The organism is Delftia tsuruhatensis, assembly GCF_903815225.1.
Taxonomy (GTDB): domain Bacteria; phylum Pseudomonadota; class Gammaproteobacteria; order Burkholderiales; family Burkholderiaceae_C; genus Comamonas; species Comamonas tsuruhatensis_A.
This window is the reverse complement of the sequence record NZ_LR813084.1, coordinates 1,853,277-1,875,828: the sequence shown is the minus strand read 5'-3', so window position 1 is coordinate 1,875,828 and position 22,552 is coordinate 1,853,277. Positions and strand designations below refer to the sequence as shown.

Annotated in this window: 20 protein-coding genes; 14 read left to right on the top strand and 6 right to left on the bottom strand. The window is 68.3% G+C overall.

Annotated elements, in window-relative coordinates; all coding sequences use genetic code 11:
• The first annotated feature begins 7 nt into the window (after positions 1-7).
• Positions 8-517, top strand: coding sequence for a DUF1993 domain-containing protein (locus L1Z78_RS08455; RefSeq protein WP_234641083.1), 510 nt, complete (start codon positions 8-10; stop codon positions 515-517).
• A 37-nt stretch (positions 518-554) separates the two neighbouring features.
• Here L1Z78_RS08455 and L1Z78_RS08450 read toward each other — a convergent pair whose 3' ends face one another.
• From L1Z78_RS08450 to L1Z78_RS08440, 3 genes are all read right to left on the bottom strand, one after another.
• Positions 555-1,844 (bottom strand): MFS transporter, encoded by a 1,290-nt coding sequence (locus L1Z78_RS08450; RefSeq protein ID WP_234641082.1) that lies wholly within the window; start codon positions 1,842-1,844, stop codon positions 555-557.
• Positions 1,845-1,949: 105 nt separating this feature from the next.
• Positions 1,950-5,582, bottom strand: a complete 3,633-nt coding sequence (locus L1Z78_RS08445; RefSeq protein WP_234641081.1) for a hydantoinase B/oxoprolinase family protein — start codon at positions 5,580-5,582, stop codon at positions 1,950-1,952.
• 236 nt (positions 5,583-5,818) lie between these two features.
• Positions 5,819-6,601, bottom strand: coding sequence for a putative hydro-lyase (locus L1Z78_RS08440; protein ID WP_234641080.1), 783 nt, complete (start codon positions 6,599-6,601; stop codon positions 5,819-5,821).
• A gap of 112 nt (positions 6,602-6,713) precedes the next feature.
• Here L1Z78_RS08440 and L1Z78_RS08435 point away from each other — a divergent pair, with 112 nt between their 5' ends.
• Entirely contained in the window at positions 6,714-7,643 is a 930-nt protein-coding gene (locus L1Z78_RS08435; RefSeq protein WP_234641079.1) for a LysR family transcriptional regulator, read from the top strand.
• Here the strand turns inward: L1Z78_RS08435 and L1Z78_RS08430 are convergent.
• Positions 7,640-8,575, bottom strand: coding sequence for a LysR family transcriptional regulator (locus tag L1Z78_RS08430; protein WP_234641078.1), 936 nt, complete (start codon positions 8,573-8,575; stop codon positions 7,640-7,642). The two genes, L1Z78_RS08435 and L1Z78_RS08430, sit on opposite strands and share 4 nt — an antisense overlap.
• A 117-nt stretch (positions 8,576-8,692) precedes the next feature.
• Here L1Z78_RS08430 and L1Z78_RS08425 point away from each other — a divergent pair, with 117 nt between their 5' ends.
• Genes L1Z78_RS08425 through L1Z78_RS08395 form a run of 7 tightly spaced genes read left to right on the top strand, consistent with a single transcriptional unit; the run spans position 8,693 to position 15,009 of the window.
• Positions 8,693-9,655 (top strand): Bug family tripartite tricarboxylate transporter substrate binding protein, encoded by a 963-nt coding sequence (locus L1Z78_RS08425; RefSeq protein WP_234641077.1) that lies wholly within the window; start codon positions 8,693-8,695, stop codon positions 9,653-9,655.
• Between the two features lie 7 nt (positions 9,656-9,662).
• The gene (locus L1Z78_RS08420) at positions 9,663-10,700 is read left to right on the top strand and encodes a 4-hydroxythreonine-4-phosphate dehydrogenase PdxA (RefSeq protein WP_234641076.1); all 1,038 of its coding nucleotides are present in this window, start codon (positions 9,663-9,665) and stop codon (positions 10,698-10,700) included.
• A 24-nt stretch (positions 10,701-10,724) separates the two neighbouring features.
• A complete protein-coding gene (locus tag L1Z78_RS08415; protein ID WP_234641075.1) occupies positions 10,725-11,735 on the top strand; it encodes a TRAP transporter substrate-binding protein in 1,011 nt (336 codons plus the stop codon).
• A 36-nt stretch (positions 11,736-11,771) separates the two neighbouring features.
• The gene (locus tag L1Z78_RS08410) at positions 11,772-12,944 is read left to right on the top strand and encodes an L-rhamnonate dehydratase (RefSeq protein ID WP_234641074.1); all 1,173 of its coding nucleotides are present in this window, start codon (positions 11,772-11,774) and stop codon (positions 12,942-12,944) included.
• A gap of 11 nt (positions 12,945-12,955) precedes the next feature.
• Positions 12,956-13,207, top strand: coding sequence for a hypothetical protein (locus tag L1Z78_RS08405; protein ID WP_418921681.1), 252 nt, complete (start codon positions 12,956-12,958; stop codon positions 13,205-13,207).
• 2 nt (positions 13,208-13,209) lie between these two features.
• Entirely contained in the window at positions 13,210-13,710 is a 501-nt protein-coding gene (locus L1Z78_RS08400) for a TRAP transporter small permease (RefSeq protein WP_234641073.1), read from the top strand.
• 18 nt (positions 13,711-13,728) lie between these two features.
• Positions 13,729-15,009 (top strand): TRAP transporter large permease subunit, encoded by a 1,281-nt coding sequence (locus L1Z78_RS08395; protein WP_234641072.1) that lies wholly within the window; start codon positions 13,729-13,731, stop codon positions 15,007-15,009.
• A gap of 61 nt (positions 15,010-15,070) precedes the next feature.
• Here L1Z78_RS08395 and L1Z78_RS08390 read toward each other — a convergent pair whose 3' ends face one another.
• Positions 15,071-19,525, bottom strand: coding sequence for an IPTL-CTERM sorting domain-containing protein (locus tag L1Z78_RS08390; protein WP_234642124.1), 4,455 nt, complete (start codon positions 19,523-19,525; stop codon positions 15,071-15,073).
• A 183-nt stretch (positions 19,526-19,708) separates the two neighbouring features.
• On the opposite strand from L1Z78_RS08390, the gene L1Z78_RS08385 reads away from it, so the two are divergent.
• A complete protein-coding gene (locus L1Z78_RS08385) occupies positions 19,709-20,062 on the top strand; it encodes a DUF6916 family protein (protein WP_234641071.1) in 354 nt (117 codons plus the stop codon).
• Positions 20,052-20,558 carry a GNAT family N-acetyltransferase gene (locus L1Z78_RS08380; protein ID WP_234641070.1) on the top strand — a complete coding sequence of 169 codons (507 nt, stop codon included), beginning with the start codon at positions 20,052-20,054 and terminating at the stop codon, positions 20,556-20,558. The genes L1Z78_RS08385 and L1Z78_RS08380 overlap by 11 nt, the downstream gene beginning before the upstream one ends.
• On the opposite strand, the gene L1Z78_RS08375 is transcribed toward L1Z78_RS08380, so the two are convergent.
• Entirely contained in the window at positions 20,545-20,919 is a 375-nt protein-coding gene (locus L1Z78_RS08375) for a DUF6916 family protein (protein WP_234641069.1), read from the bottom strand. The two genes, L1Z78_RS08380 and L1Z78_RS08375, sit on opposite strands and share 14 nt — an antisense overlap.
• Before the next feature lie 138 nt (positions 20,920-21,057).
• Here L1Z78_RS08375 and L1Z78_RS08370 point away from each other — a divergent pair, with 138 nt between their 5' ends.
• The 3 genes from L1Z78_RS08370 to L1Z78_RS08360 are packed head-to-tail and all read left to right on the top strand — an operon-like array spanning position 21,058 to position 22,549.
• Positions 21,058-21,531 (top strand): phage tail protein, encoded by a 474-nt coding sequence (locus tag L1Z78_RS08370; protein WP_234642123.1) that lies wholly within the window; start codon positions 21,058-21,060, stop codon positions 21,529-21,531.
• Positions 21,531-22,031, top strand: a complete 501-nt coding sequence (locus L1Z78_RS08365) for a phage tail protein (protein ID WP_234641068.1) — start codon at positions 21,531-21,533, stop codon at positions 22,029-22,031. The genes L1Z78_RS08370 and L1Z78_RS08365 overlap by 1 nt, the downstream gene beginning before the upstream one ends.
• A gap of 5 nt (positions 22,032-22,036) precedes the next feature.
• Positions 22,037-22,549 carry a phage tail protein gene (locus tag L1Z78_RS08360; RefSeq protein ID WP_234641067.1) on the top strand — a complete coding sequence of 171 codons (513 nt, stop codon included), beginning with the start codon at positions 22,037-22,039 and terminating at the stop codon, positions 22,547-22,549.
• Positions 22,550-22,552: the final 3 nt, after the last annotated feature.

The following is a 22,552-nucleotide window of genomic DNA, read 5'->3' as shown; positions in this document are numbered from 1 at the left end:
GCCCGCAATGACCAGCCCCCTGTACACCGCCTCCATCCCCGTCCTGCAGCAGATGCTGCGCGCCCTGTCCGATGTGCTGAAGAAGGCCGAGGAACACGCCACGCACAAGAACATCGATCCCGATGCCCTGCTACAGGCCCGCCTGTTCCCCGACATGTTCCCGCTGGTGCGCCAGGTGCAGATTGCTGCGGACTTCGCCAAGGGCATCGCCTCGCGCCTGGCCGGCGCCGAGGTGCCTTCGTGGCCCGACACGCAGACCAGCTTTGCCGACCTGCAGGCGCTGATCGCCAAGGCGCTGGACCATGTGGGCTCGTTCGCGCCCGAACACTTCGACCAAGCCGATGGCCGCGAGATCGTGCTGCGTCCCGGCACGCCCAAGGAAAAGAAGCTGTCGGCCAGCGCCTACCTGCTGCACTACGGCCTGCCGCAGTTCTTCTTCCACGTCACCACCGCCTATGCCATCCTGCGCCACAACGGCGTGGAAGTGGGCAAGCGCGACTACATGGGCAGCTACTGACGGCGCGGCAGCCGGTGCTGAGGACTCGGCAGGCGCCTCACTGCGCCGCCAGGTCCCGCCCCCGCGTCTCGGGCAGGCACATGGCGAACAGCACCACCATCGCGTAGCCGGCCGTGGCGCAGAGGCCGATGGCCGTGCCCAGCGACAGGCCCAGCCGGTCGCTGAACACCCCCACCAGCGCCGGGAAGGTCGCACCTATGCCCCGGCCGAAGTTGTAGCAAAAGCCCTGGCCCGAGCCGCGCAGTTCATTGGGAAACAGCTCGGCCAGGAAGGCCCCCGCGCCGCTGAAGATGCCCGACATGAAGAAGCCCAGCGGAAAGCCCAGCACCAGCATCCAGGCATCGGTGATGGGCAGCAGCGTATAGGCGTAGGCCAGGCTGCCGGCGCCGACGGCGAACAGCACGAAGGCCAGGCGCCGGCCCAGCCGGTCGGAAGCGTAGGCACCGCACAGGTAGCCCGCGAAGGCCCCGGCGATGAACATGAACTGGTAGCCGCCCGAGCCCAGCACGGTCAGGTGGCGCTCGTTCTTCAGGAAGGTGGGCAGCCACACGGCGATGGCGTAGTAGCCGCCCTGCATGCCCGTGAACATCAGGCTGGCGAGCAGGGTGGTCTTGAGCATGCCGCCCTTGAAGATGTCCAGGAAGTGCCCGCTGCGCTCGCCCCGGCCCACGGCGGCGCGGGTCTTCAGATAGACCTCGGGATCCTTGACGGAACGGCGGATGAACAGGATCAGCAGCGCCGGCAGCAGGCCCAGCAGGAACATCGCGCGCCAGGCGATCTCGGGCGGCAGCAGCGAGAACAGGGCCATGGACACCAGCACGGCCGCGCCCCAGCCTATGGCCCAGCTGCTTTGCACCAGCCCCACGGCCTTGCCCCGGAAGGCCGGCCTGATGGTCTCCGCGATCAGCACCGAACCCACGGCCCATTCGCCGCCAAAGCCCAGGCCCTGCAAGGTGCGCGCCACCAGCAGCTGGCCCGGCGTCTGCGCCAGGCCGCAGGCGAAGGTGAAGAGGGCGAACACCGCGATCGTCCACTGCAGCACGCGCACACGGCCGTAGCGGTCCGCCAGGATGCCGGCCAGCCAGCCGCCCAGGGCCGAGGCCACCAGGGTCGAGGTGCCTATCAGCCCGACCTCGGTCTTGCTCATGCCCCACAGCGCCAGCAGGATGGGGGTGACCAGGGGCAGCGTGTAGTAGTCGAAGGCATCGACGGCATAGCCGCCGAACGAGGCCCCCAGCGCGCGTTTTTCCTTGCCATCGAGCTGGCCCAGCCAGTGGCCCCGGGGCGTATCGGCGGCCAGGGCCGCGGTGTCGTCAGGACGTGTCATCCGAATGTCTCCTTGCGCTTCGGTGCTCCGAAGCATCGTCGTGGCTATCTCGTCGCATGCACCAGACCCCTGTCCCGGGGCCCGGTCTTTTCTCCGGGTCGCGGGCTATGGAGCCGCCCCGTAGCCGCCACCACCCGGGGTGGAGACTTCGAACACATCGCCGGGCTGCATCTGCACGGCGCCGATGTGCGCCAGATCCAGCACCTGGCCATCGGCGCGCAGCACGCGGTTGGTGCCGGGCTGTCCCGGCGCGCCCCCGGCCATGCCAAAGGCCGGATTCAGGCGGCCGTTGGACAGGATGCTGGCCGTCATCGGCTCCAGGAAGCGCACGCGCCGCACGCCGCCATCGCCGCCACGCCAGCGCCCGGCGCCACCCGAGCCTGCCCGGATCTCATAGCTGTCCAGTCGCACGGGAAAGCGGAACTCCAGCACCTCGGGATCGGTCAGGCGCGAATTGGTCATGTGCGTCTGGACCACGCTGGTGCCGTCGAAGCCCCGCTCCGCCCGGCCCTGTGCATCCAGTACCACGCCCGCGCCGCTGCCGCCCGCGATGGTTTCGTAGTACTGGTGGCGCGCATTGCCGAAGGTGAAGTTGTTCATGGTGGGCTGGCTGCCCGCCATCACGCCCAGCGCGCCGAACAGCGCATTGGTGATGCAGGTGGATGTCTCGACGTTGCCGGCCACCACCGAGGCCGGCGGGTCCGGGTTGAGCATGGAGCCCTGGGGGATGATGACCTTGAGCGGCTTCAGGCAGCCCGCGTTCAGCGGAATGTCATCGTCCACCAGGGTGCGGAACACATACAGCACGGCGGCCATGCAGACGGCGCGCGGCGCATTGAAGTTGTGGGTCTGCTGCTCGCTGGTGCCCGAGAAATCGATGACCGCGCTGCGGTCCGCCGCATCCACGGTCACGGCCACGCGGATCCGCGCGCCGTTGTCCAGGGGCAGGGTGAACTGCCCGTCCTTGAGCCGCGTGATCACGCGGCGCACCGACTCCTCGGCATTGTCCTGCACATGGCCCATATAGGCCTGCACCACGGGCAGGCCGAACTGCGCCACCATCTTGCGCAGTTCCTGCGCACCCTTTTCGTTGGCCGCGATCTGGGCCTTCAGGTCGGCCAGATTCTGCTGCGGATTGCGGCTGGGGTATGCGCCGCTTTGCAGCAACTCGACCATCTCGCGCTCGCGCAGCACACCGCGGTCGACCAGCTTGAAGTTGTCGATCTGCACGCCCTCTTCCTCGATGCGCGTGGAAAACGGCGGCATGGAGCCGGGCGTGATGCCGCCCACGTCGGCATGGTGGCCCCGGCTGCCAACGTAGAAGGTGGGTGACGCCTCGTCGGCCACGTACACGGGCGTGATGACCGTGATGTCGGGCAGATGGGTGCCGCCCTGGTAGGGATCGTTGAGCACATAGACATCGCCCTGCGCCATGCGCCCGGCGTTCCTGCGGATCACCGTCTGGATGCTCTCGCCCATGGAGCCCAGGTGCACCGGCATGTGCGGCGCGTTGGCGATGAGGTGGCCCTCGGCATCGAACAGTGCGCAGCTGAAGTCCAGCCGCTCCTTGATGTTCACCGAGTAGGCCGTGTTCTGCAGCTGCAGGCCCATCTGCTCGGCGATGTTCATGAACAGGTTGTTGAAGACCTCCAGCAGCACCGGATCCACCGAGGTGCCGGCCGCGTACTCGACCTTGCGCGCGACCACGCGGTCCAGCACCAGATGGTCCAGCGCCGTGAGCCGCGCCAGCCAGCCGGGCTCGACCACCGTGGTGGCATTGCGCTCGGCGATGATGGCCGGGCCTGGGATGGCGTCGCCGGGCCGCAGGTCCTCGCGCACCACCAGGGCCGCGTCATGCCAGGCACCGTCGGAGTACATGCGCACGGTTTCGCGGCGCGGATGCTCGCGCGGCGGATGTTCCTGCAGCACCGGCTCGCTGGGCGCATCGCCCGCAATCACGGCTTCGACGGAAACGGCTTCCACCACCAGGCCCTTGCCCGCCATCAGGAAGGCGAACCGCTGGCGATAGGCCGACTCGAAGGCCGACCGAATGTCGTCCAGTCCGCCGAAAGGCACGGCCAGGGCGGAATCCGTGCCCTCATAGCGCACATGCACGTTGTGATGTACCTGCACGGGGCCGGCACCTACCTGCTGGCGCTCAAGCTCTGCCTTGGCAGCGTCACCCAGCGAATCCAGCGATTCCGCGATCAGCGGCAAGGCCGCAACAGACAGCGCCACCTCCATCGCCTGTTCACGAATCACCGTCTGGTCCGCCAGACCCATGCCATAGGCGCTGAGCACGCCGGCCAGCGGATGCACGAACACGCGCGACATGCCCAGCGCATCGGCCACCAGGCAGGCATGCTGGCCGCCTGCGCCGCCAAAGCACTGCAGCGTGTAGCGCGTCACGTCATAGCCGCGCGCCACGCTGATCTTCTTGATGGCATTGGCCATCTGCTGCACGGCGATGCGGATGAAGCCCTCGGCCACCTCCTCGGGCGGGCGCCCGGTCTGCCGCGCCAGCTCGCCAAAGCGCGCGCGCACCGCATCGGCGTCCAGGCGCTCGTTGGCGGCCGGGCCGAAGACGCTGGGGAAATACAGCGGCTGGATCTTGCCCACCATCACGTTGGCGTCGGTCACGGCCAGCGGGCCGCCACGGCGGTAGCTGACCGGCCCGGGGTTGGCCCCCGCGCTTTGCGGTCCCACGCGAAAGCGCGCGCCGTCATAGGCCAGCACCGAGCCGCCGCCCGCAGCCACGGTGTGGATGCTCATCATGGGCGCGCGCATGCGCACGCCCGCCACCTGGGTCTCGAACTCGCGCTCGAAGGCGCCCGCGTAGTGGCTGACATCGGTGGAGGTGCCGCCCATGTCGAAACCGATCACCCTGTCATGGCCGGCCAGGCCGGCCGTGCGCGCCATGCCCACGATGCCGCCGGCCGGCCCGCTCAGGATGGCATCCTTGCCCTGAAAGCGCGCGGCATCCGACAGACCGCCCGAGGACTGCATGAAAAACAGCTTCACGCCCGGCATCTCGCCGGCCACCTGCTGCACATAGCGGCGCAGGATGGGCGACAGATAGGCATCCACCACCGTGGTATCGCCCCGGCTCACGAACTTCATCAGCGGGCTGGTCCCGTGCGAAGTGCTGACCTGCGTGAAGCCCGCTTCGGCGGCAATGCGCGCGGCCACCTGCTCGTGCTCGGTGTAGCGGTAGCCGTGCATGAAGACGATGGCCACGCTGCGCAGGCCGCGTCCATGGGCGGCGGCCAGCGCATCCCGCAGGTGGGCCTGGTCCAGCGCCTGCACGATCCGGCCCTGGGCGTCCATGCGTTCCCGGGCCTCGACCACCTCGCGGTACAGCAGCTCGGGCAGCTGGATATGGCGGTCGAACAGGCGCGGCCGATTCTGGTAGGCGATGCGCAGTGCATCGCGGAAACCCTGCGTAGTCACCAGCAGCGTGGGCTCGCCCTTGCGCTCCAGCAGCGCATTGGTGGCCACCGTAGTGCCCATCTTCACGCACTCGACCCGGTCCGGGGTGACCGGCTCGCCGGGCTTGAGGTCCAGCAGATGGCGGATGCCGGCCACCGCCGCATCGCGGTACTGCTCGGGATTCTCGGACAGCAGCTTGTGCGTGACCAGACTGCCGTCCGGCCGCTTGCCCACCACATCGGTGAAGGTGCCGCCACGGTCTATCCAGAATTGCCAGCGCTTGTCGGGGGAAGGGGAAGCTTGTTGCATGGTGCAGGAAATCGTTTGTCTCGAATGGGAAATCGGGGAAGGCCTTGCAATGCAGCGGGGTCCGCGGCCCCTGCTCCATCACTGGCTATCGAATCTAAAAGTGCGCCCGGAGCCAGTCCATCGAGAAGTTTTCGCCCTGCCTGTTCATGAAAACTGAACAGATACGGGCCTTCCATCGCAGATTGCGCACAGCAAAAAGGCCCGCCGAAGCGGGCCTTGCGGGACGCGTGCCTGCCTCAGAAAGCGGCCAGGTGGCTGTTGCGCAGGTCGGTCACCAGCATGTGGCCCGGCGCATGGGTGATGGCAAACGGCAGCGCCGCCGAACGGATGGCCTGCTGGGGCGTCACGCCACAGGCCCAGAACACCGGGATCTCGCCGGGCCGCAGCGCCATGGGTTCGCCGAAGTCCGGGCGTTCGATATCGGCGATGCCGATCTGCGCGGGGTCGCCCAGATGCACCGGCGCGCCATGCACGCTGGGAAAGCGCGAAGTCACCTGGATGGCGCGGATGGCCTGGGCCGCCGTCATGGGCCGCATGCTCACCACCATGTGGCCGCCGAAACGGCCGGCCCGTCCGTTGGCCATGCTGGTGATGAACATGGGCGCGCCCCGGCCTTCGTCGATGTGGCGCACGGGCACGCCCGCTTCGCGCAGCGCGTCTTCGAAGGAGTAGGAGCAACCGATGACGAAGCCCACCAGATCATCGCGCCAGAGCCCGGACAGGTCATGCACCTGCTCGGGAGGCTGGCCGTCGCGCAATATCCAGTAGGCCGGCAGGTCGGTCACCAGATCGACATCGCCCAGCTCGGGCACACGGCTGCTGCCGGGCTCTGTCACGCCGATCACCGGGCAGGACTTGGGATTGAGGCGCGCGAAGCGCAGGAACTCCTCGCTGCATTCGCGCGGCACGATGGCCAGATTGCCCTGGGTGTAGCCAGGGCACTGCCCGGCGGTCTGCCCGCGAAAGCGGCCGCTGCGCACCTGCTGGCGGAATTCGGTCGGATGGGTCCAATGCGTCATGGGAGAGCCTCTATTGAATGGGGATGCCTGCCAATGTAAAAAGCAGCAGGCCGCCGGTCCATTCAGGAATTGTGCGCACCCTCCCTCACAAAAACTGAACAGCCACCGCCCCATGAACACCCGCTTCCTGGAGACCTTCGTGCTGCTGGCGCGCATCGGCAGCGTGCGCCGCGTGGCCGAACTTGTCCATGCCAGCCCCGGCGCCGTCTCCATGCGCATCCGGGGCCTCGAATCCGACCTGGGCGTGACCCTGTTCCACTGGGACCGCAAGGCCTTGCAGATCACCGAAGACGGTGCCCGGCTGCTGCGCCACGCGGAGGCCGTCATCGAGGCCACGCGCACGCTGGAGCGCGCCGCCCGATCGGGCGCGGCCCCGGGCTGCCGCATCCGCGTGGGCGTGCTGGAGACGGCGGTGCACACCGTGCTGCCCGAATTCGTCAAGGCCATGGGCACCAGCCTGCCCCATGTCGAGCTGGACCTGACGGTGGACCTGAGCACCCACCTGTCCGAACAGATGATGCGGCGCGAGCTGGACCTCATCGTGCGCACGGAAAGCAGCGTCGATCCGCAGTTCGCCGTGGTCGAAAGCCTGCTCGAAGTGCCCGTGCACTGGATCGCCCGGCGCGGCCTGGTCCCCCGGAAGGACGGCCTGCACAAGGTACTGGGCAAGCAGTTGCTCACGCAGATGCGCGGCACCGTGCCCTATGAGCAGGCCGTGGCCATGGCCCAGCACCTGGCCGCGCAGAACGGCCTGGCCTCCAGCGACCTGCGCATCACGGGTTCCCCCTCGCTGGCGGCCCTGGTCTCTCTGGTGCGCGAAGGGCTGGGCGTGGCCATCATGCACGGCATGCTGGTGGCCCCGCAGCTGGAAAGCGGCGAACTGGTCGAACTGGACCTGCCCACGCCGCCGTCCTTTCGCATCACCGCCTGGTACCCCAAGAACCCCTCGCCCGGCGTCACCGAGGCCGCACAGGTGCTGCGCCGCGTCTGCAAGAGCTATTGCCGGCGCACCAGCCCGGGCCTGGTGCGCTACATCGGTTAGGGCCCGCCATGCAGCAGCGCCAGGAACTGGGCTGCCGGCGCGCTCAGTGGCCGGTCGCGGCGCACCAGGCTGCCGTAGGCCTGCAGGCTGCGGCGCAGCCGGCAGGGCAGGATGCGCACCATGCCGTGCTGCGCATGGTCCCGCGCCACCGCTTCGGGAACCACGGCCACCAGGTCCGAGTTGCGCACCAGGTTCATGGTGGTGAGCATGGATCCGGTCTCGATCAAACCGCGCGGCAGTGGCAGGCCATGGGCCTGGAACTCCTGGTCGATCAGGCTGCGCATGGGGCTGCCTGGCGGCTGCAGCACCCAGCCATGGTCCTGCAGCGCGGCAAACGGGACGCTGCGGGCCCGGGCCAGCGGGTGATCCCTGGCCGCGATGACGGACAGGGCCTCGTCGTCGACGGGATGGAACAGATGGGCCCCATCGCCCTGCGCCAGGGGCCGGCCGATCACCACCTCGAGCACGCCTTCGGCCAGTTGGGCCAGCAGGCGGTCGCTGGTGTCCACGGCCACCTCGATGGCCAGCAGCGGCCACTGCCGCCTGAGCGCCAGCAGCGCCTGGGTCAAACGCCCCGGCGAGGCCGCCATGATGCTGCCCACGGCCAGCCGCCCGGCACTGCCTGCACGCAGCTCCTGCAACTCACGGTTCAGTGATTCCATCCCGCCACGCAGATGGCGGAAATAGCCGGTCACGCGCTCGCCAGCCTGCGTCGATCGCAAGCCCCGGCCCACGCGCTCGAACAAGGGCAGGCCCAGCGCGCTCTCCAGCTCGTGCAGCATCTTGGTGGCCGCCGGCTGGCTCAGACCCATCTGGCCGGCCGCGCCGCGCAGCGTGCCCTCCTCGTCGATGGCCAGCATCAGGGCCACCTGGCGCATGCGCAGGCGGTTGAGCAGTTGCGGCGTGCCGTCCTTGCGGTCGATGGAGCCCATAGGAAAGTTCCTGGAAATTGATTTCCCTGAGTTATCAATTCATCAGCAACTTTCAGTTTACGGCAATCAATGACCATGCCTAGCATGGGCCCACGACAAAAGCACCGGAGACAAGCCATGCAACGCCGCACCCTGCTGGCCGCAGCCACCCTGCTGCCCGGCCTCGCCCTCGCGCAATCCCCGCCCGAATGGCCCACGCGCCCGGTGCGCATGCTGGTGGGATCGGCTCCGGGCGGCGGCACCGACGCCATGGCACGGGCCGTGGCCGACCGCCTCGCGCCCCTGCTCGGTCAGCCCGTGGTCGTCGAGAACCGGCCCGGCGCCTCCAACACGCTGGCCGTGGACCTGGTGGCCAGGTCCATCGACGGCCACAGCATGGTCATGGGCGTGGTCACGGCCCATGCCATCGCGCCCCACCTGCTCAAGCTGGGCTACGACAGCAACCGCGACCTCGTGCCCGTGGCCTTCGTGGCCACGGTGGCCAACGTGCTGGTGGTGGGCAGCGGCCTGCCGGCGCCCTCGGTCCAGGCCCTGGTGGGCCTGGCGAAAAAGGAGCCGGGAAAGCTCCACTTCGCCAGCAGCGGCACCGGCAGCACCCAGCACATCGCGGCCGAGCTGTTCAAGGACGCCGCCGGCGTGGACATCACCCATGTGCCCTACAAGGGCAGCGCCGCCGCCCTGGCGGACCTGGTCGGCGGCCAGGTGCAGATGAGCTTCGACACCATGCCTTCGGTGATGGGCCAGATCAAGGCCGGCAAGCTGCGTGCCCTGGGCGTGACCTCGCCCGCCCGCAATGCCCAGCTGCCCCAGGTGCCGACGCTGGCCGAGGCCGGCGTGCCCGGCGTGGAGATCGGTGCCTGGTACGGCGTCTACATGCCCGCCGCCACGCCCAAGGCCGTGCAGGCCCGGGTACACGACGAGGTCAACAAGGTGCTGGCCCTGCCCGAGACGCGCACGCGCCTGCAGGCCGTGGGCGCCGAGCTGCAGCCCATGGGACAGGCCGAGTTCATCGCCTTCCACAACGCCGAGTACCAGCGCTTCGGCGACATCATCCGCAAAAACAATATCAAGATCGATTGAGCCCGCCATGCCCGCAAGCGAACTTCCCGTCGTCGCCCTGACCCTGGGCGACCCCGCCGGCATCGGCGCCGAACTCATCGCCCGCCTGCTGGCCCGGCCCGAGGCCACGCAGCACGCCAACATCGTTCTCGTGGGCGACCGCTGGCTGTGGCAGCAGGGCCAGCGCATTGCCGGCCTGCAGGTGCAGACCGAGACCATCAACCGCCTGGCCGGTGTGCGCAGCCGCACCGACACCGCGCGCCCCGCCTTCATTGCCGTGGACACCGTGGCGCCCGAAGCCGTGCACCAGGGCCAGGCCGGTGCCCCGGGCGGCCGCTCCGTGCTGCAGGTGCTGGACCTGTGCATGGCCGCAGCCCAAGCCGGCGCGATCGACGCCATCTGCTTTGCCCCGCTGAACAAGCAGGCCATGAAGCTGGGCGGCCTGCGCCACGAGGACGAGCTGCACCACTTCGCCGAAACCCTGGGCGTGACCGGCCATTTCTGCGAGTTCAACACGCTGGGCGATCTGTGGACGGCGCGCATCTCCTCGCATGTGCCGCTCAGGGACGTGGCCGGCCATCTGAGCGTGGAGCGCATCACCCAGGCGGCCGAGCTGATCTACCGCGCCCTGCTGGACAGCGGCGTGCACGCCCCCCGCGTGGCGGTCGCGGGCTTGAACCCCCACAACGGCGACGGCGGCACCTGCGGGCGCGAGGAGATCGACATCATCGCGCCCGCCGTGCAGGCGCTGCAGGCCCGCGACTGGCCCACGCCCGATCCGTTCCACGGCCCCTTCCCGGCCGACACCATCTTCCTGAAGGCCCGCGACGGCGCGTACCAGGCCATCGTGACCATGTACCACGACCAGGGCCAGATCGCGATCAAGCTGCTGGGCTTTTCACGCGGCGTGACCGTGCAGGGCGGGCTGCCGGTCCCCATCACCACGCCGGCCCACGGCACGGCCTATGACATCGCGGGCCAGGGCAAGGCCAGCGCCGAAGCCACCTGGCAGGCCTTTCTGATCGCCTGCCGCATGGGCGCTGCGCGCCACGGCGGCAGCCACTGAGACACCACCACCGGGAGACATGCCATGAACTTCACCTGCATCCGCACACTGGCCACGGCGGCCATTGCCGCCGCCGTGCTCGCCGGCACGGCAGCGGCCCAGCTCCGCACGCTGCGCCTGGGCCATGGCATCGCCGAGGAACATCCGCTGGGCCAGGGCGCGCTGCAGTTCGCCGCCAAGGTGCAGGAAAAGTCGGGCGGCACGCTCGCCGTCAAGGTCTACGCCGCCACGCAGCTCGGCTCGGAGTCCCAGATGGTCGCGGCCGTGCGCGGCGGCGTGCAGGACCTGGTGATCACCTCCACGGCGCCCGTGGCCACGCTGATCAAGGAGTACCTGCTGTTCGACCTGCCCTTTCTGCTGCAAAGCGAGCAGGAGGCCGACGCCCTGCTCGACGGCCCCGTGGGCACGCAGTTGCTGCAGTTGGCCCAGCCCAAGGGCATGGTGGGCCTGTGCTACTGGGAAAACGGCTTTCGCCAGGTCACCAACAGCCGGCGCGAGGTGCGCACGCTGGCCGACCTGTCGGGCCTGAAGCTGCGCACCATGCAAAACCCCGTCTACATCGACGCTTTCAAGGCCCTGGGCGCCAACGCCATCCCCATGCCCTTCACCGAGCTGTACACGGCCATGGAAACGCGGGCCATCGATGCCGAGGAAAACCCCATCGCCATCATCCACGCCAACAAGTTCTACGAAGTCCAGAAATACGTCACGCTGACCAACCACGCCTACGCACCCTATGTGGTGCTGCTGTCCAAACGCCTGTGGGACCGGCTGTCCGTCCCCGAGCGCCAGGCCCTGCGCACGGCCTGCACCGAGGCGCGCGACGGGCAGCGGGCCTTGAACCGCCGCATGACGGCCGAACTGACCGAAGGGCTCAGACAGCAGGGCATGACCATCACGGCGCTGGACCCTGCCGAGGTGCAGAAGATGCGCGAGCGGCTGCAGCCCGTCATCGACCGCTACACCCGGGACATCGGCCCCGGCCTCGTCGCCCAGGCGCGCCAGCAACTGCAGCAGCTGCGCGCCGGACAGTGAGCCATCCCCCATCCTCCCGCAACGGCCGACACTCCCATGAAAATCCAATCCGTCCGCGCCCGCGTCTACGAATGGCAGGGCAAGACCGTGCCGCCCCAGGGCCACTTCTGCGCCAACGCCATGGACCTGCTGCCAGCCTCGCAGGAGACCATGGCCAGCTTCCGCTTCCACGCCTGGACCGTGGTCGAGATCGAGACCGATGACGGCATCGTCGGCCTGGGCAACGTGGCCCTGGCGCCCCGGATCGCCAAGGCCATCATCGACGAGTACCTGGCCCCCCTGGTCATCGGCCACGACCCCTGGGACTACGAGTATCTGTGGCAGCGCATGTACCGCGCCACCCATGCCTGGGGCCGCAAGGGCGTGACCATGGCCGCCATCTCGGCCGTGGACCTGGCGATCTGGGACATCCTGGGCAAGAGCGTGGGCAAGCCCGTGTTCAAGCTGCTGGGCGGGCGCACCAAGGAAAAGATCCCCTGCTACTACAGCAAGCTGTACCGCAGCGACCTGAAGGCCATGCAGCAGGAAGCCCAGACCTTCCTGGACCAGGGTTTCAAGGCCTTCAAGATGCGCTTCGGCTACGGCCCGGCCCATCTGCAGGAGGGCGTGCGCGAGAACCTCAAGTCCGTCGAGGCCGTGCGCGAGGTCATCGGCTACGACTGCGATCTCATGCTGGAGTGCTACATGGGCTGGAACCTCGACTACGCCCGGCGCATGCTGCCCCGGCTCGAAAAGTTCGAGCCGCGCTGGCTGGAGGAACCCGTGATCGCCGACGACATCGACGGCTGCGCCGAACTCAACCGGCTCGGCAGCATCCCCATCTCGGGCGGCGAGCACGAGTTCAGCCTGCACGGCTTCCGGCAGCTGCTGGACAAGAAGGCGGTCAGCGTCGTGCAGTACGACACCAACCGCGTGGGCGGCATCACGGCCGCGCACAAGATCAATGCGCTGTGCGAGGCCTGCAGCGTGCCCGTCATCCCGCATGCGGGCCAGATGCACAACTACCACCTGACCATGAGCACGCTGGCCTCGCCCATGGCCGAGTACTTCCCCATGTTCGACGTGGAAGTCGGCAACGAGCTGTTCTGGTACCTCTTCGACGGCGAGCCCGTGGCCGACAACGGCTTTGTGCAGCTGCGGGACGACGTGCCCGGCCTGGGCCTGTCGCTCAAGACCGGGTACCTGGACCAGTTCCACATCACCGGATAAGGAGCCGCACCATGCACGGACTCTCCCGCCCCCGCCACCACGGCATCTTCCCCGTCGTGCCCACCACCTTGTACGCGGGCGGCACGCCGGACCTGGCCAGCCAGCGGCGCTGCCTGGACGTCATGATCGACTCGGGCGTGGCCAGCCCGTGCCTCCTGGCCAGCTTCTCCGGGCAATTCCTGCTGGCCGCCAAGGCGCTGGCGAGGACAGGCGGCGACATCGCGCGGCGGCTCGATCCACCGGTGCCGCGCCGGGCGGGCTGAACATGGCCGCCCGCCTTTTCATCCGCACGGTCGAATGGCTGCTGGTGGCGCTGCTGGGCCTGATGGTGGTGCTGGTCTTCGGCAACGTGGTGCTGCGCTACGGCTTCAACACGGGCTGGGTGTTTTCCGAGGAAGTCTCGCGCTTCCTGTTCATGTGGCTGACCCTGCTGGGCGCGCTGCTGGCCCTGCACCACGGAGGCCACCTGGGCATGAACAGCGTGGTCGCCGCCCTGCCCGTGGCCGGGCAGCGCGTGCTGCGCTTCATCGGCGACCTGGCGATGCTGGGCTGCTGCACCCTGCTGGCCTGGGGCACCTGGCTGCAGGTGGTGCTGGCCATGGACGAGCGCGCGCCCGTCACCGGCATCCCCATGGGCATCGTCTTTTCCGCGCTGCTGGTGTGCAGCCTGGGCATGGCGCTGATGCTGGCGCACGGCCTGTGGCGCCAGGCCACGGGCCGCATGCCGGCCTGCGAGCTGGTGCGCGGTGGCGACGCCGTCGAATGAAGTCCGAGGGAATGCCCCATGACCATCGCCGTCTTCCTGTCCTCGCTGCTGGGCGCCATGGGCCTGGGCATGCCGATTGCCTTCGCGCTGCTGGTGTGCGGCATCTGCCTGATGCTGTACCTGGGCCACTTCGACGCCCAGATCCTGGCGCAGAACCTGCTGGAGGGCAGCAACAACTACCCGCTGATGGCCGTGCCCTTCTTCATGCTGGCCGGCGAGCTGATGAACGCGGGCGGCCTGTCGCAGCGCATCATCGCCCTGGCCCAGGCCCTGGTCGGCCATGTGCGCGGCGGCCTGGGCTACGTGGCCATCCTCGGCGCCCTGGTCATGGCCAGCATCTCGGGCTCGGCCGTGGCCGACACGGCCGCGCTGGCCGCCGTGCTGATCCCGCTGATGCGCCAGGGCGGCTACGACATCCCGCGCTCGGCGGGCTTGATCGCCGCCGGCGGCATCATCGCGCCCGTGATCCCGCCGTCCATCGGCTTCGTGGTGTTCGGCGTGGCCGCCCAGGTGTCCATCACCAAACTGTTCCTGGCGGGCATCGTGCCCGGCCTGCTCATGGGGCTGACGCTGTGGGCCACCTGGTGGCTGTGCGCGCGGCGCGAGGCACCGGCCGTGCAGGAGCGGCGCTTCAGCGGGCGCGAACTGCTGCGTGCGCTGCGCGACGGCGTGTGGGCCCTGGTCCTGCCCGTGGTCATCATCGGCGGCATGAAGATGGGCGTCTTCACCCCCACCGAGGCCGCCGTGGTCGCCGCCGTCTACGCGCTGGCCGTGGGCCTGCTCGTCTACCGCCAACTGCACTGGCGCATGCTGCCGCAGCTCATGCTGTCGGCCGCGCGCACCTCCAGCGTGGTCATGTTCCTCGTGGCCTGCGCCATGGTCTCGGCCTGGCTGATCACCATCGCCGACATCCCGGCCCAGGTCGGCACCCTGCTGCAGCCCTTCATGGACAACCAGATCCTGCTGGTGTTCATGATGATGGCCCTGGTCGTCGCCGTGGGCACGGCGCTGGACTTCATGCCCACCGTGCTCATCCTCACGCCCGTGCTCATGCCCTTGGTCCGGCAGGCCGGCATCGAACCCATCTACTTCGGCGTGCTGTTCATCATGAACAACGCCATCGGCCTGCTCACGCCGCCCGTGGGCACGGTGCTCAACGTCGTGGCCGGCGTGGCGCGCACGGACCTGGGCCGCGTCACGCGCGGCGTATGGCCCTTCCTGGCGGCCCAGGTCGCCCTGCTGCTGCTGTTCATCCTGTTCCCGTCCCTGGTCATGGTGCCGGCGCGCTGGCTCCAATGAGCCCCGGCGGGGGCCGTACGGAGCGGGCGGACCTTTGCCATGGCCCGCCGCTCATCGCCACTCATCGCCGTCTGCGCCGCCCCCCCAGCCAGGCCAGGCCCAGGGCCAGCAGGCCGGTCGCCCACGGGGACAGCACAGGGATGGGCGCAGCGGATGCGGGCACCGCTGGCGCATTCAGGATGGCCAGGCCACCCGGGTCGGTGATCCGTCCATCGTTCGATCCGTCGGTGTCACCCTGGCCACCATCGGTGAGGTCGATCGTCACCGAATTCGGCCCCACGGGCGTCACAGGAATCTGATGCCAGTGCGCAGCGCCTGCCGGCGTGCTGCGGCCATATTTCCAATACTCCGCCCCGGCCGGCACGGCGGATGGATAGTCGATGCGCACACGCACGGTATTGCCTGTACCCACGTTCTCAAGCACGAAGCTGGTCAAGCCGAACGGGAAACTGCGCCCTTGCAATGCAGGCACACCGGCTGCGGACGCATCGCTGAAGGCGGCCTGCGAGAAATAGGCATGGGCAGGCAGTGCCTGGGCCGCTGACTGGACCGAGACAGCCACGGAGCCCGATCCACCGGGCGTGGCCCCGCTGACGGCCAAGGGGCCGGCACCGCCGGCCAACCCGCCCGCTCCCACCGGCGCTGCCGTATTGCGCAAGGCGAAGCTGGCCGAGGCGCCAGCCGCTGCAGCGTTTACAACGTAGCCCCCCTCCGTGCCGTTGGCGGCAAGCACGGTCTCGGCATAGCCGTTGGTATCCGTGCCGACCAGGACCTGCGCCAGTCCCCCCGCAAAGCGGGCAGAGGCTCCCGTGCCCGGCGCGGTGAATGTCACGGCACGCCCGGCCAATGCCGTGCCTGCCGCGTCCTGCAGGCGCACGCGCAGCCTCTGCGTGAATGCCGAGCCCACAGGCGCCGACTGCGGTGTGCCCGAGGCCACGCTCAGCACGCCAGGCGCCGCGCAAGTCTGGGCATCCGCGAAGGTTTGAGGGAAAGGTGTATTGGTGATGCCCGTGATGGCGATGTCGTCCACCTCCCATCCTTGCGCGCCTCCGGACATGTCGGTATGAATGACCCAGGCCAGGCGCACGCGCTGACCTGCATAGGCCGTGCCCAGGTTCAGCGCCTCGGCTTCCATGGCGGGCCAGAACCTGCTCTGTCCCACATAGGCGGGCTGCCCTTGCGCCGGATTGCCGGAGCCCACATGGAGCGTGTCCGAATAGCCGGGCGCCATGATGCGCTTCCAGGTGAGGCCATCATCGGTGGAGAGCATCAGCTGGCCGCCGTCGTAGTAGTCGCTGCCACTCTGTTCGAAGCGGTAGCGGTGCCTGAACGACACTCCGAAGTCGCCCGAAGCGGCGACCTGCAACGGTGGTGTGCGCAACCAGTGAGATCCCGGAGCATGGGGCGAACCGCCGCCATAGAGGCGGTTGGACGCACCGTCGGCCCGCACACCCCAGTTGTCCGCATAGTCAGGCAGGCTGCTGCCGGGCTGCATGGCACTGGGAACAGCCTGCCCATCATCCATCGTCAGGCGGTCCGGTATCGCGTCGATGTGCAATGGCAGGTCCAACTGCCCCTGAACCGGTCCGGCTTCCTGCTCCGCATGGCTGAGCATGGCCGTGACACGCGCATTGGCAGGCGACGACAGGCCATCGAGCCGTATGCGCACCGCCATCACCCGGGTCTGACCCGCCTCCATGGCCGGCACATCGACCGTGGAGCCGTCGGGAAATGACAGGCCCGCCACGCTGGTCGACAGCTGCAGGCTGGCCACCGGCACCTGCTGCGCGCCACGATTGCGCAACGCAAGGCGCAGCACCCCGGTTTCACCGCTGTCGAGGATGGTATCGGCATCACAACGCTGGCTGCCGGCACCTGACATGTCCAGGTCCATGGAGTCCAGTTCCAGCGCGCCCCCTGCGGAAAAGCTCTCGATCACACCCACGTTGGTTGCAGAGTAGCGGTCGGCCATGGACCGTGCCCAGATACCGGCGCCGCGCTTGGCGAAAGCCCGCAGGAAGCGCTGGTAGTCGGCTGGGTCTTCGGCCTGCGCGGCCGCCAGCAGTGCGTCGCGAGCCTCCGTCAACAGCGGATTGACGGGCGTGAGCTTGTAGCCCGTCACCAGATAGCGCTTCATGCGGTCCTGGGCGTCCTGGAACGGATGGGCGTTGAGCAACGCCACATAGCATTCCCACAGCATGCTGGCCCAGACTTCGCCCATGTTGTGGATTTCAGCGTTGTCGGTGAAAAAGGCGGGAGCTGGGCTGGCAGGCAGCGGTGTGCCGCTTTGTATGTGCTTGAATGTCAGAGGATTCCTGACCAGATCCGTGGAATATGGATAGCGGCGCAGACCATATAACGCCGTATTGCCGATGTCTGCCCCGCCGGGGCCTTCGACAAAGCCCATCGAGTAGGCCGCAATGCTGTATGCCCCCTGGAATCGGTCATTGCCCGGGTGGTTGCGATCCTGGTCGGTAGCTGTCATCAGCAGGGAATGGAAGTCCCCCCAGCCCTCGCCCAGGCCCTGCGCGTGGCTGCTGACCAGGCCGCTGGCATTGCCGATCAGCCGATTGCTGATGAAATGCCCCCATTCATGGGCGACGATGCTGCTGTCCAGCGCACTGCTTCGCTCCGTGCTCAGGCCCACAAGGCGCAGCGGCACGGCTTCGCCCGCCGCCAGCCGTGATTTCCAGGCATTGCCCGCGGACTGTGGGACATGGACCGAGGGGATCGTGATGACCCCCGCAGGATTGCCGGAGCCCATCCGGATCGGCGCATCCGCGACGGTGTTGATGACGGCCACGCCCGCCGCGCCCGCGTTCTGCGCCGCGAGCACCTTGATATCGAAGCTGCAGGACCCACCATCCACCAGCACGATCCTGCCAGCCACTTCGGCGGCATTGAAGAGCGCGGAGCATGCCACCGGCGGCTGGGCGCTCACCAGGTCCGAGGCCACGTTGAACTGCCCCGGACCGAAGTCCGCGCCAGCGACGGGCACCGGACCCGCCAGCGCAGACGGCGATAGCACCGCTGCGCTGACACCGCGGTTGTTGAAGCGGTACATGCGCATACGGGACGACGCGCCATCGGCCCGCGTCAGCATATTGGCATTGTTCGTTCCATCGAAGTCCAGTGCCTGCGCCAGCAGGGCGTCCCCCCCCAGGCCACCCCGGCCGAAATTCTCATGCTGTGCATTGCCTGAGGCCTCGTCGAAGCCCGCGCCATAGAACCAGTCATGCAGCCAGTTGGTCACATAGAACAGTTGAACCACCGAAGCCGCCGCCTGGGTCCTGTCGGCGAGCGGCCCCCGGGCCAGGTCATAGCGATGATCGAAAACCCCCGGTGCCGTTGCGCAGGCCCGGAAATCCGACACCAAGGGGCCCGTGCATTCTTCGGCATCCATGGGCCCCATGCCATCTGGCGCGACGAGATTGGCAAAAGCCCGCACGTTGTTGCCATCTGTCAGTGTGGCGCCGGGGGGCAGCCAGGGGTCGGCGGCCCGGCCTCCGGACACGAGGTCGGGCGCCACCAGCGGAGGCGCATAGCCATCGGCCTGGCCCGTGGGGTGGGGCACGCCGTTGCGCCCCTGCGGACCGGGGTGAGGCACGCCCGTGACAGGATCGGCCCATACACGGTAGCCATGGGCATGTGCCGACTGGTTGCTGCGCAGCAGCAGCCGTCCATCGTCCGCTGCGACCACGTAGGCATAGCCATGCTCCTGGTCCTGCTCCCGCACCAGCAATTCCACGTAGAAGGCAGCGACCAGACCCTGAGGCAGGCGGAACCAGACCGGCTTGACGCGTGCCGGCTCCTGGAGCACGGCACCTTCGGAGCCTTGGACACCTTCAGGCAAGGCCAGCCAACGGTAGGGGCCGGCTTCAGCAGGGACCACAGCGCCGGCCTCCTGCAGCAGACGGGCCACCTCGGGTGCAAAGCCATAGTCCTGAAGTGCGCGGGCAACGGCCTCGGCAGCGCCCAATCGGGCCGTTCCCGACGCCGGGGCCAGCGCCGTGCTGCCCAGATAGCCGCCAATGGCCGTGGCCTGGGCATGGCCATCCAGCAGCACCGTGGCCTGCTCACGAAAGACCTCCACACCGTCGCGCTGGTTGCCCAGCCGCACTAGATGTGCTCCTGTGGCCAGGGCCTGCACATGGCCCAGCGGTGCGGCGTCGACTTCCCGGGAGGTAAGGCCGTAGAGACCGGCCAGCGCCTTGAGCTCACGGCGCGCGGCACCTTCGGCGTTCAAGGCCGACGCCTGCGCTCGGACCTCTCCCCGCCGCCCCACCCCATCGGCGCGCAGTTGAACGAAGGTGGGCAAGCCCAGGCGCTCTTCGCGCGAGAGCTTCTGGACGCGCTCGGGCAATGCTTGCGCACGCTCGGACTGCGCCCTCATGACCACAGGTGCTTCGCCCAGGGCATCGATGGGGGCAAGCTGGCGCGCGTACACCGGCGACCATGCCAGGAGCATGGAGGATGCCACCGCACCCAATGACAAGACGGGGCGGTTGTAGGCCATGAAATCGAGCACATGGCGACAAGCAGAGGCAGCAGCGGCAACGTTGTCCATGGCATGGGATGCTGCCTCGACTTGCGCCATTGAACAATCGCCTGAACGGGAAAGTTCCTGTCAGCCGCAGCCGCCAGTGTTCGACAGCCTGCGCTATGCTGGCGCCCCTGCCTGGCTCTTCTCGAAAACCCCATGAATACGCAGAACACCCTGGAACCGGAACCTGGCGACGCGCTCTATGCACGCATCCTCGACTGGGACGAGGCCCGGGCCATGGACGGGCAGACCGTGAGCTTCCACGTGCCGGGCGCGGAGCAGGGCATGGCCATCGAGATGCAACTGGTGCAGGTCGAGCAGAAGGCGCACGAAACGCCCGGCGTGCGACAGTTCTCGCTGGTGTTCCGCGGCCCGCGCACGCCCCAATTGGCCCAGCGCACCTACCGGGTACGCCACGCACAGCGCGGCGACTTCGCTATCTTCATCACGCCCGTCGGCCAGTCGGCCACGCATACCGACTACGAGGCCTGCTTCTCCCATGCCGCTTGACTTGCCGCCACCGGCGGTGGAGGGCGTGCGGCTGCGCCTGGTCGAGGCCTCGGACATCCCCTTCCTGCGCGCGCTGTACCGCCAGGTGCGGGAGGCGGAGCTGGCGCCCGTGCCCTGGAGCGAAGCCCAGAAGCAGGCCTTCTGCGACGCACAGTTCACGTTGCAGGACCTGCACTACCGCAAGCACTACACGCACACGGCATTCTTCGTGATCGAGCGCGCCGGCTCACCCGTCGGGCGCCTGTACCTCAACCATGCGCCCGGCCCCCTGGGTCTGATGGATATCTCGCTGCTGGCCAGCGCCCGCGGCCAGGGCCTGGGCGGCGCGCTCATGCGATGGCTGGTGGACTGGGCGGACGGCACGCGGCGCGACATGCAGCTGTTCGTGGAAGCGGACAACCCTGCCCGGCGCATGTATGAGCGCCTGGGGTTCGCAGACGAGGGGCAGGAAGGCATTTACCTGCGCATGCGCAGGCCCGCGCTCAGCCGCGGTTGAAGACGGCCTCCACTCGCCGCCCCCGGGCGTCGCCGGGGCTCAGGAAAACGGCATGGCGACCCAGCGCGGGATGGGATATCTCCCAGGTGTCCTGCGCCGGCGGGACGCCGTCGCCCAGCTCGAAAACGGCGCTGAACGAGCGCTCCCCCTCCCGGGCATGCGGCAAATCCTCGAGGGCGAGCAGCCGCAGCCGCACCCCGGACTTCTCGACGGAAAAATCCTGGCCCAGCAAGGGTTGAAAGTGGCGCCGGCACAACTGCTGTGCCGTGGCGGCCGGGGCCGCCAGGGGGGCCGCGGCCACGGCCACGGCCGCGGGCAGCACGCCCGCAGCCCGCATGAAAGCACGTCTTCCCGTCTTCATCTGACCCTTTCCTGGGGCGCAGCGGCAGCAAAAAAACCACCACACTCTTGGTTCGCATACTAAACTCTTTTGCAATTATTAACGATTACTCACTCCCCCCGATTCGCCATGGCTCAACCCTACCTTGGGGAAATCCGCATGTTCGCCGGCACCTTCGCGCCCGTCGGCTGGCGATTCTGCGAAGGACAAGAGTTGCCCATCTCCGAGAACCAAGCCCTGTTCAACCTGATCGGCACGACCTATGGCGGTGACGGGCAAAGCACCTTCGCCCTGCCGGACCTGCGCGGGCGCATTCCCCTGCATATGGGCAACAGCTACACGCTGGCCGAAACCGGCGGAGTGGAAGAAGTCACGCTCACGGTCAACCAGTTGCCCGCGCACACCCATCCCGTGCCGGCATCCTCGGGCACGGGCTACCTGGCCTCGCCGCAGAACGCCGTGTTCGCCAAGCACCGCGACCACAAGGCCTTCGTGAACGCCATGCCCGACCAGCCCATGCAGCTGTCCATGGTCAGCGCGGCCGGCGGCTCCCAGCCGCACACCAACATGCCGCCCTACCTCTGCGTGAACTTCATCATTTCGCTGTTTGGCCTTTACCCGAGTCCCAACTGATGGCAGAACCCTTCCTCGGAGAGATCCGCGTCTTCTCCTTCAACTTCGCACCCAAGGGCTGGGCCATCTGCAATGGGCAGCTGCTGCCCATCAACCAGAACCAGGGCCTGTTTTCGCTGCTGGGCACCAGCTATGGAGGCGATGGCCGGGTGACCTTCGCGCTGCCCGACCTGCGCGCGCGCATGCCCATGCACCAGGGCATTGGCTACACGCAGGGCCAGAGCGGGGGCGAAGCCGCGCATACGCTGACGCTTGCGGAGATGCCTGCCCACACGCACGCCCTCCAGGCCACCACCGCCACCGGGCAGGCCACCTCGCCTGCGGGCACCAGCAACCTGCCGGCTGCATCGCGCGGCCACTACGCACAAAGCGGGGACGCCACCCTGCACTCGTCCACGCTGGCCAGCGTGGGCGGCGGCCAGGCGCACCTGAACATGCCGCCGTTCCTGGTGCTGAATTTCTGCATCTCGCTGGTCGGCATCTTCCCTTCTCTGAACTGAACACCATGGCAGACCCCTTCGTTGCCGAAATCCGCATCGTCGGCTTCAACTTCGCGCCCAAGGGCTGGGCCCTGTGCAACGGCCAGCTTCTGCCGCTGTCCCAGAACACGGCCCTGTTCTCGTTGCTGGGCACCACCTACGGCGGCAATGGCCAATCCAACTTCGCGCTGCCGGACATCCAGGGGAAGTTCCCCATGCATCCCGGCCAGGGGCCGGGACTGTCCCAGCACGACCTGGGCGAGACAGGCGGCAGCGAGACGGTGACCCTGCTGGAGTCGGAGATCCCCTCGCACAGCCACGGCGCGCGCGCAGGCGCCGCCGGCGGCGCTGCCGTGGCCAGTCCTTCCTCGGCCGGCCTGGGAACCGCTCCCACGCGCCCCTATGCCGCGCCGCCGGCCACGGCCACCATGGCGCCCCCGCTGGTGGCCGGCGGCAGCCAGCCCCACAACAACCTGCCTCCCTACCTCACGATGAACTTCGTCATCGCCCTGCAGGGCGTCTTCCCTGCGCGTCCCTGAGCA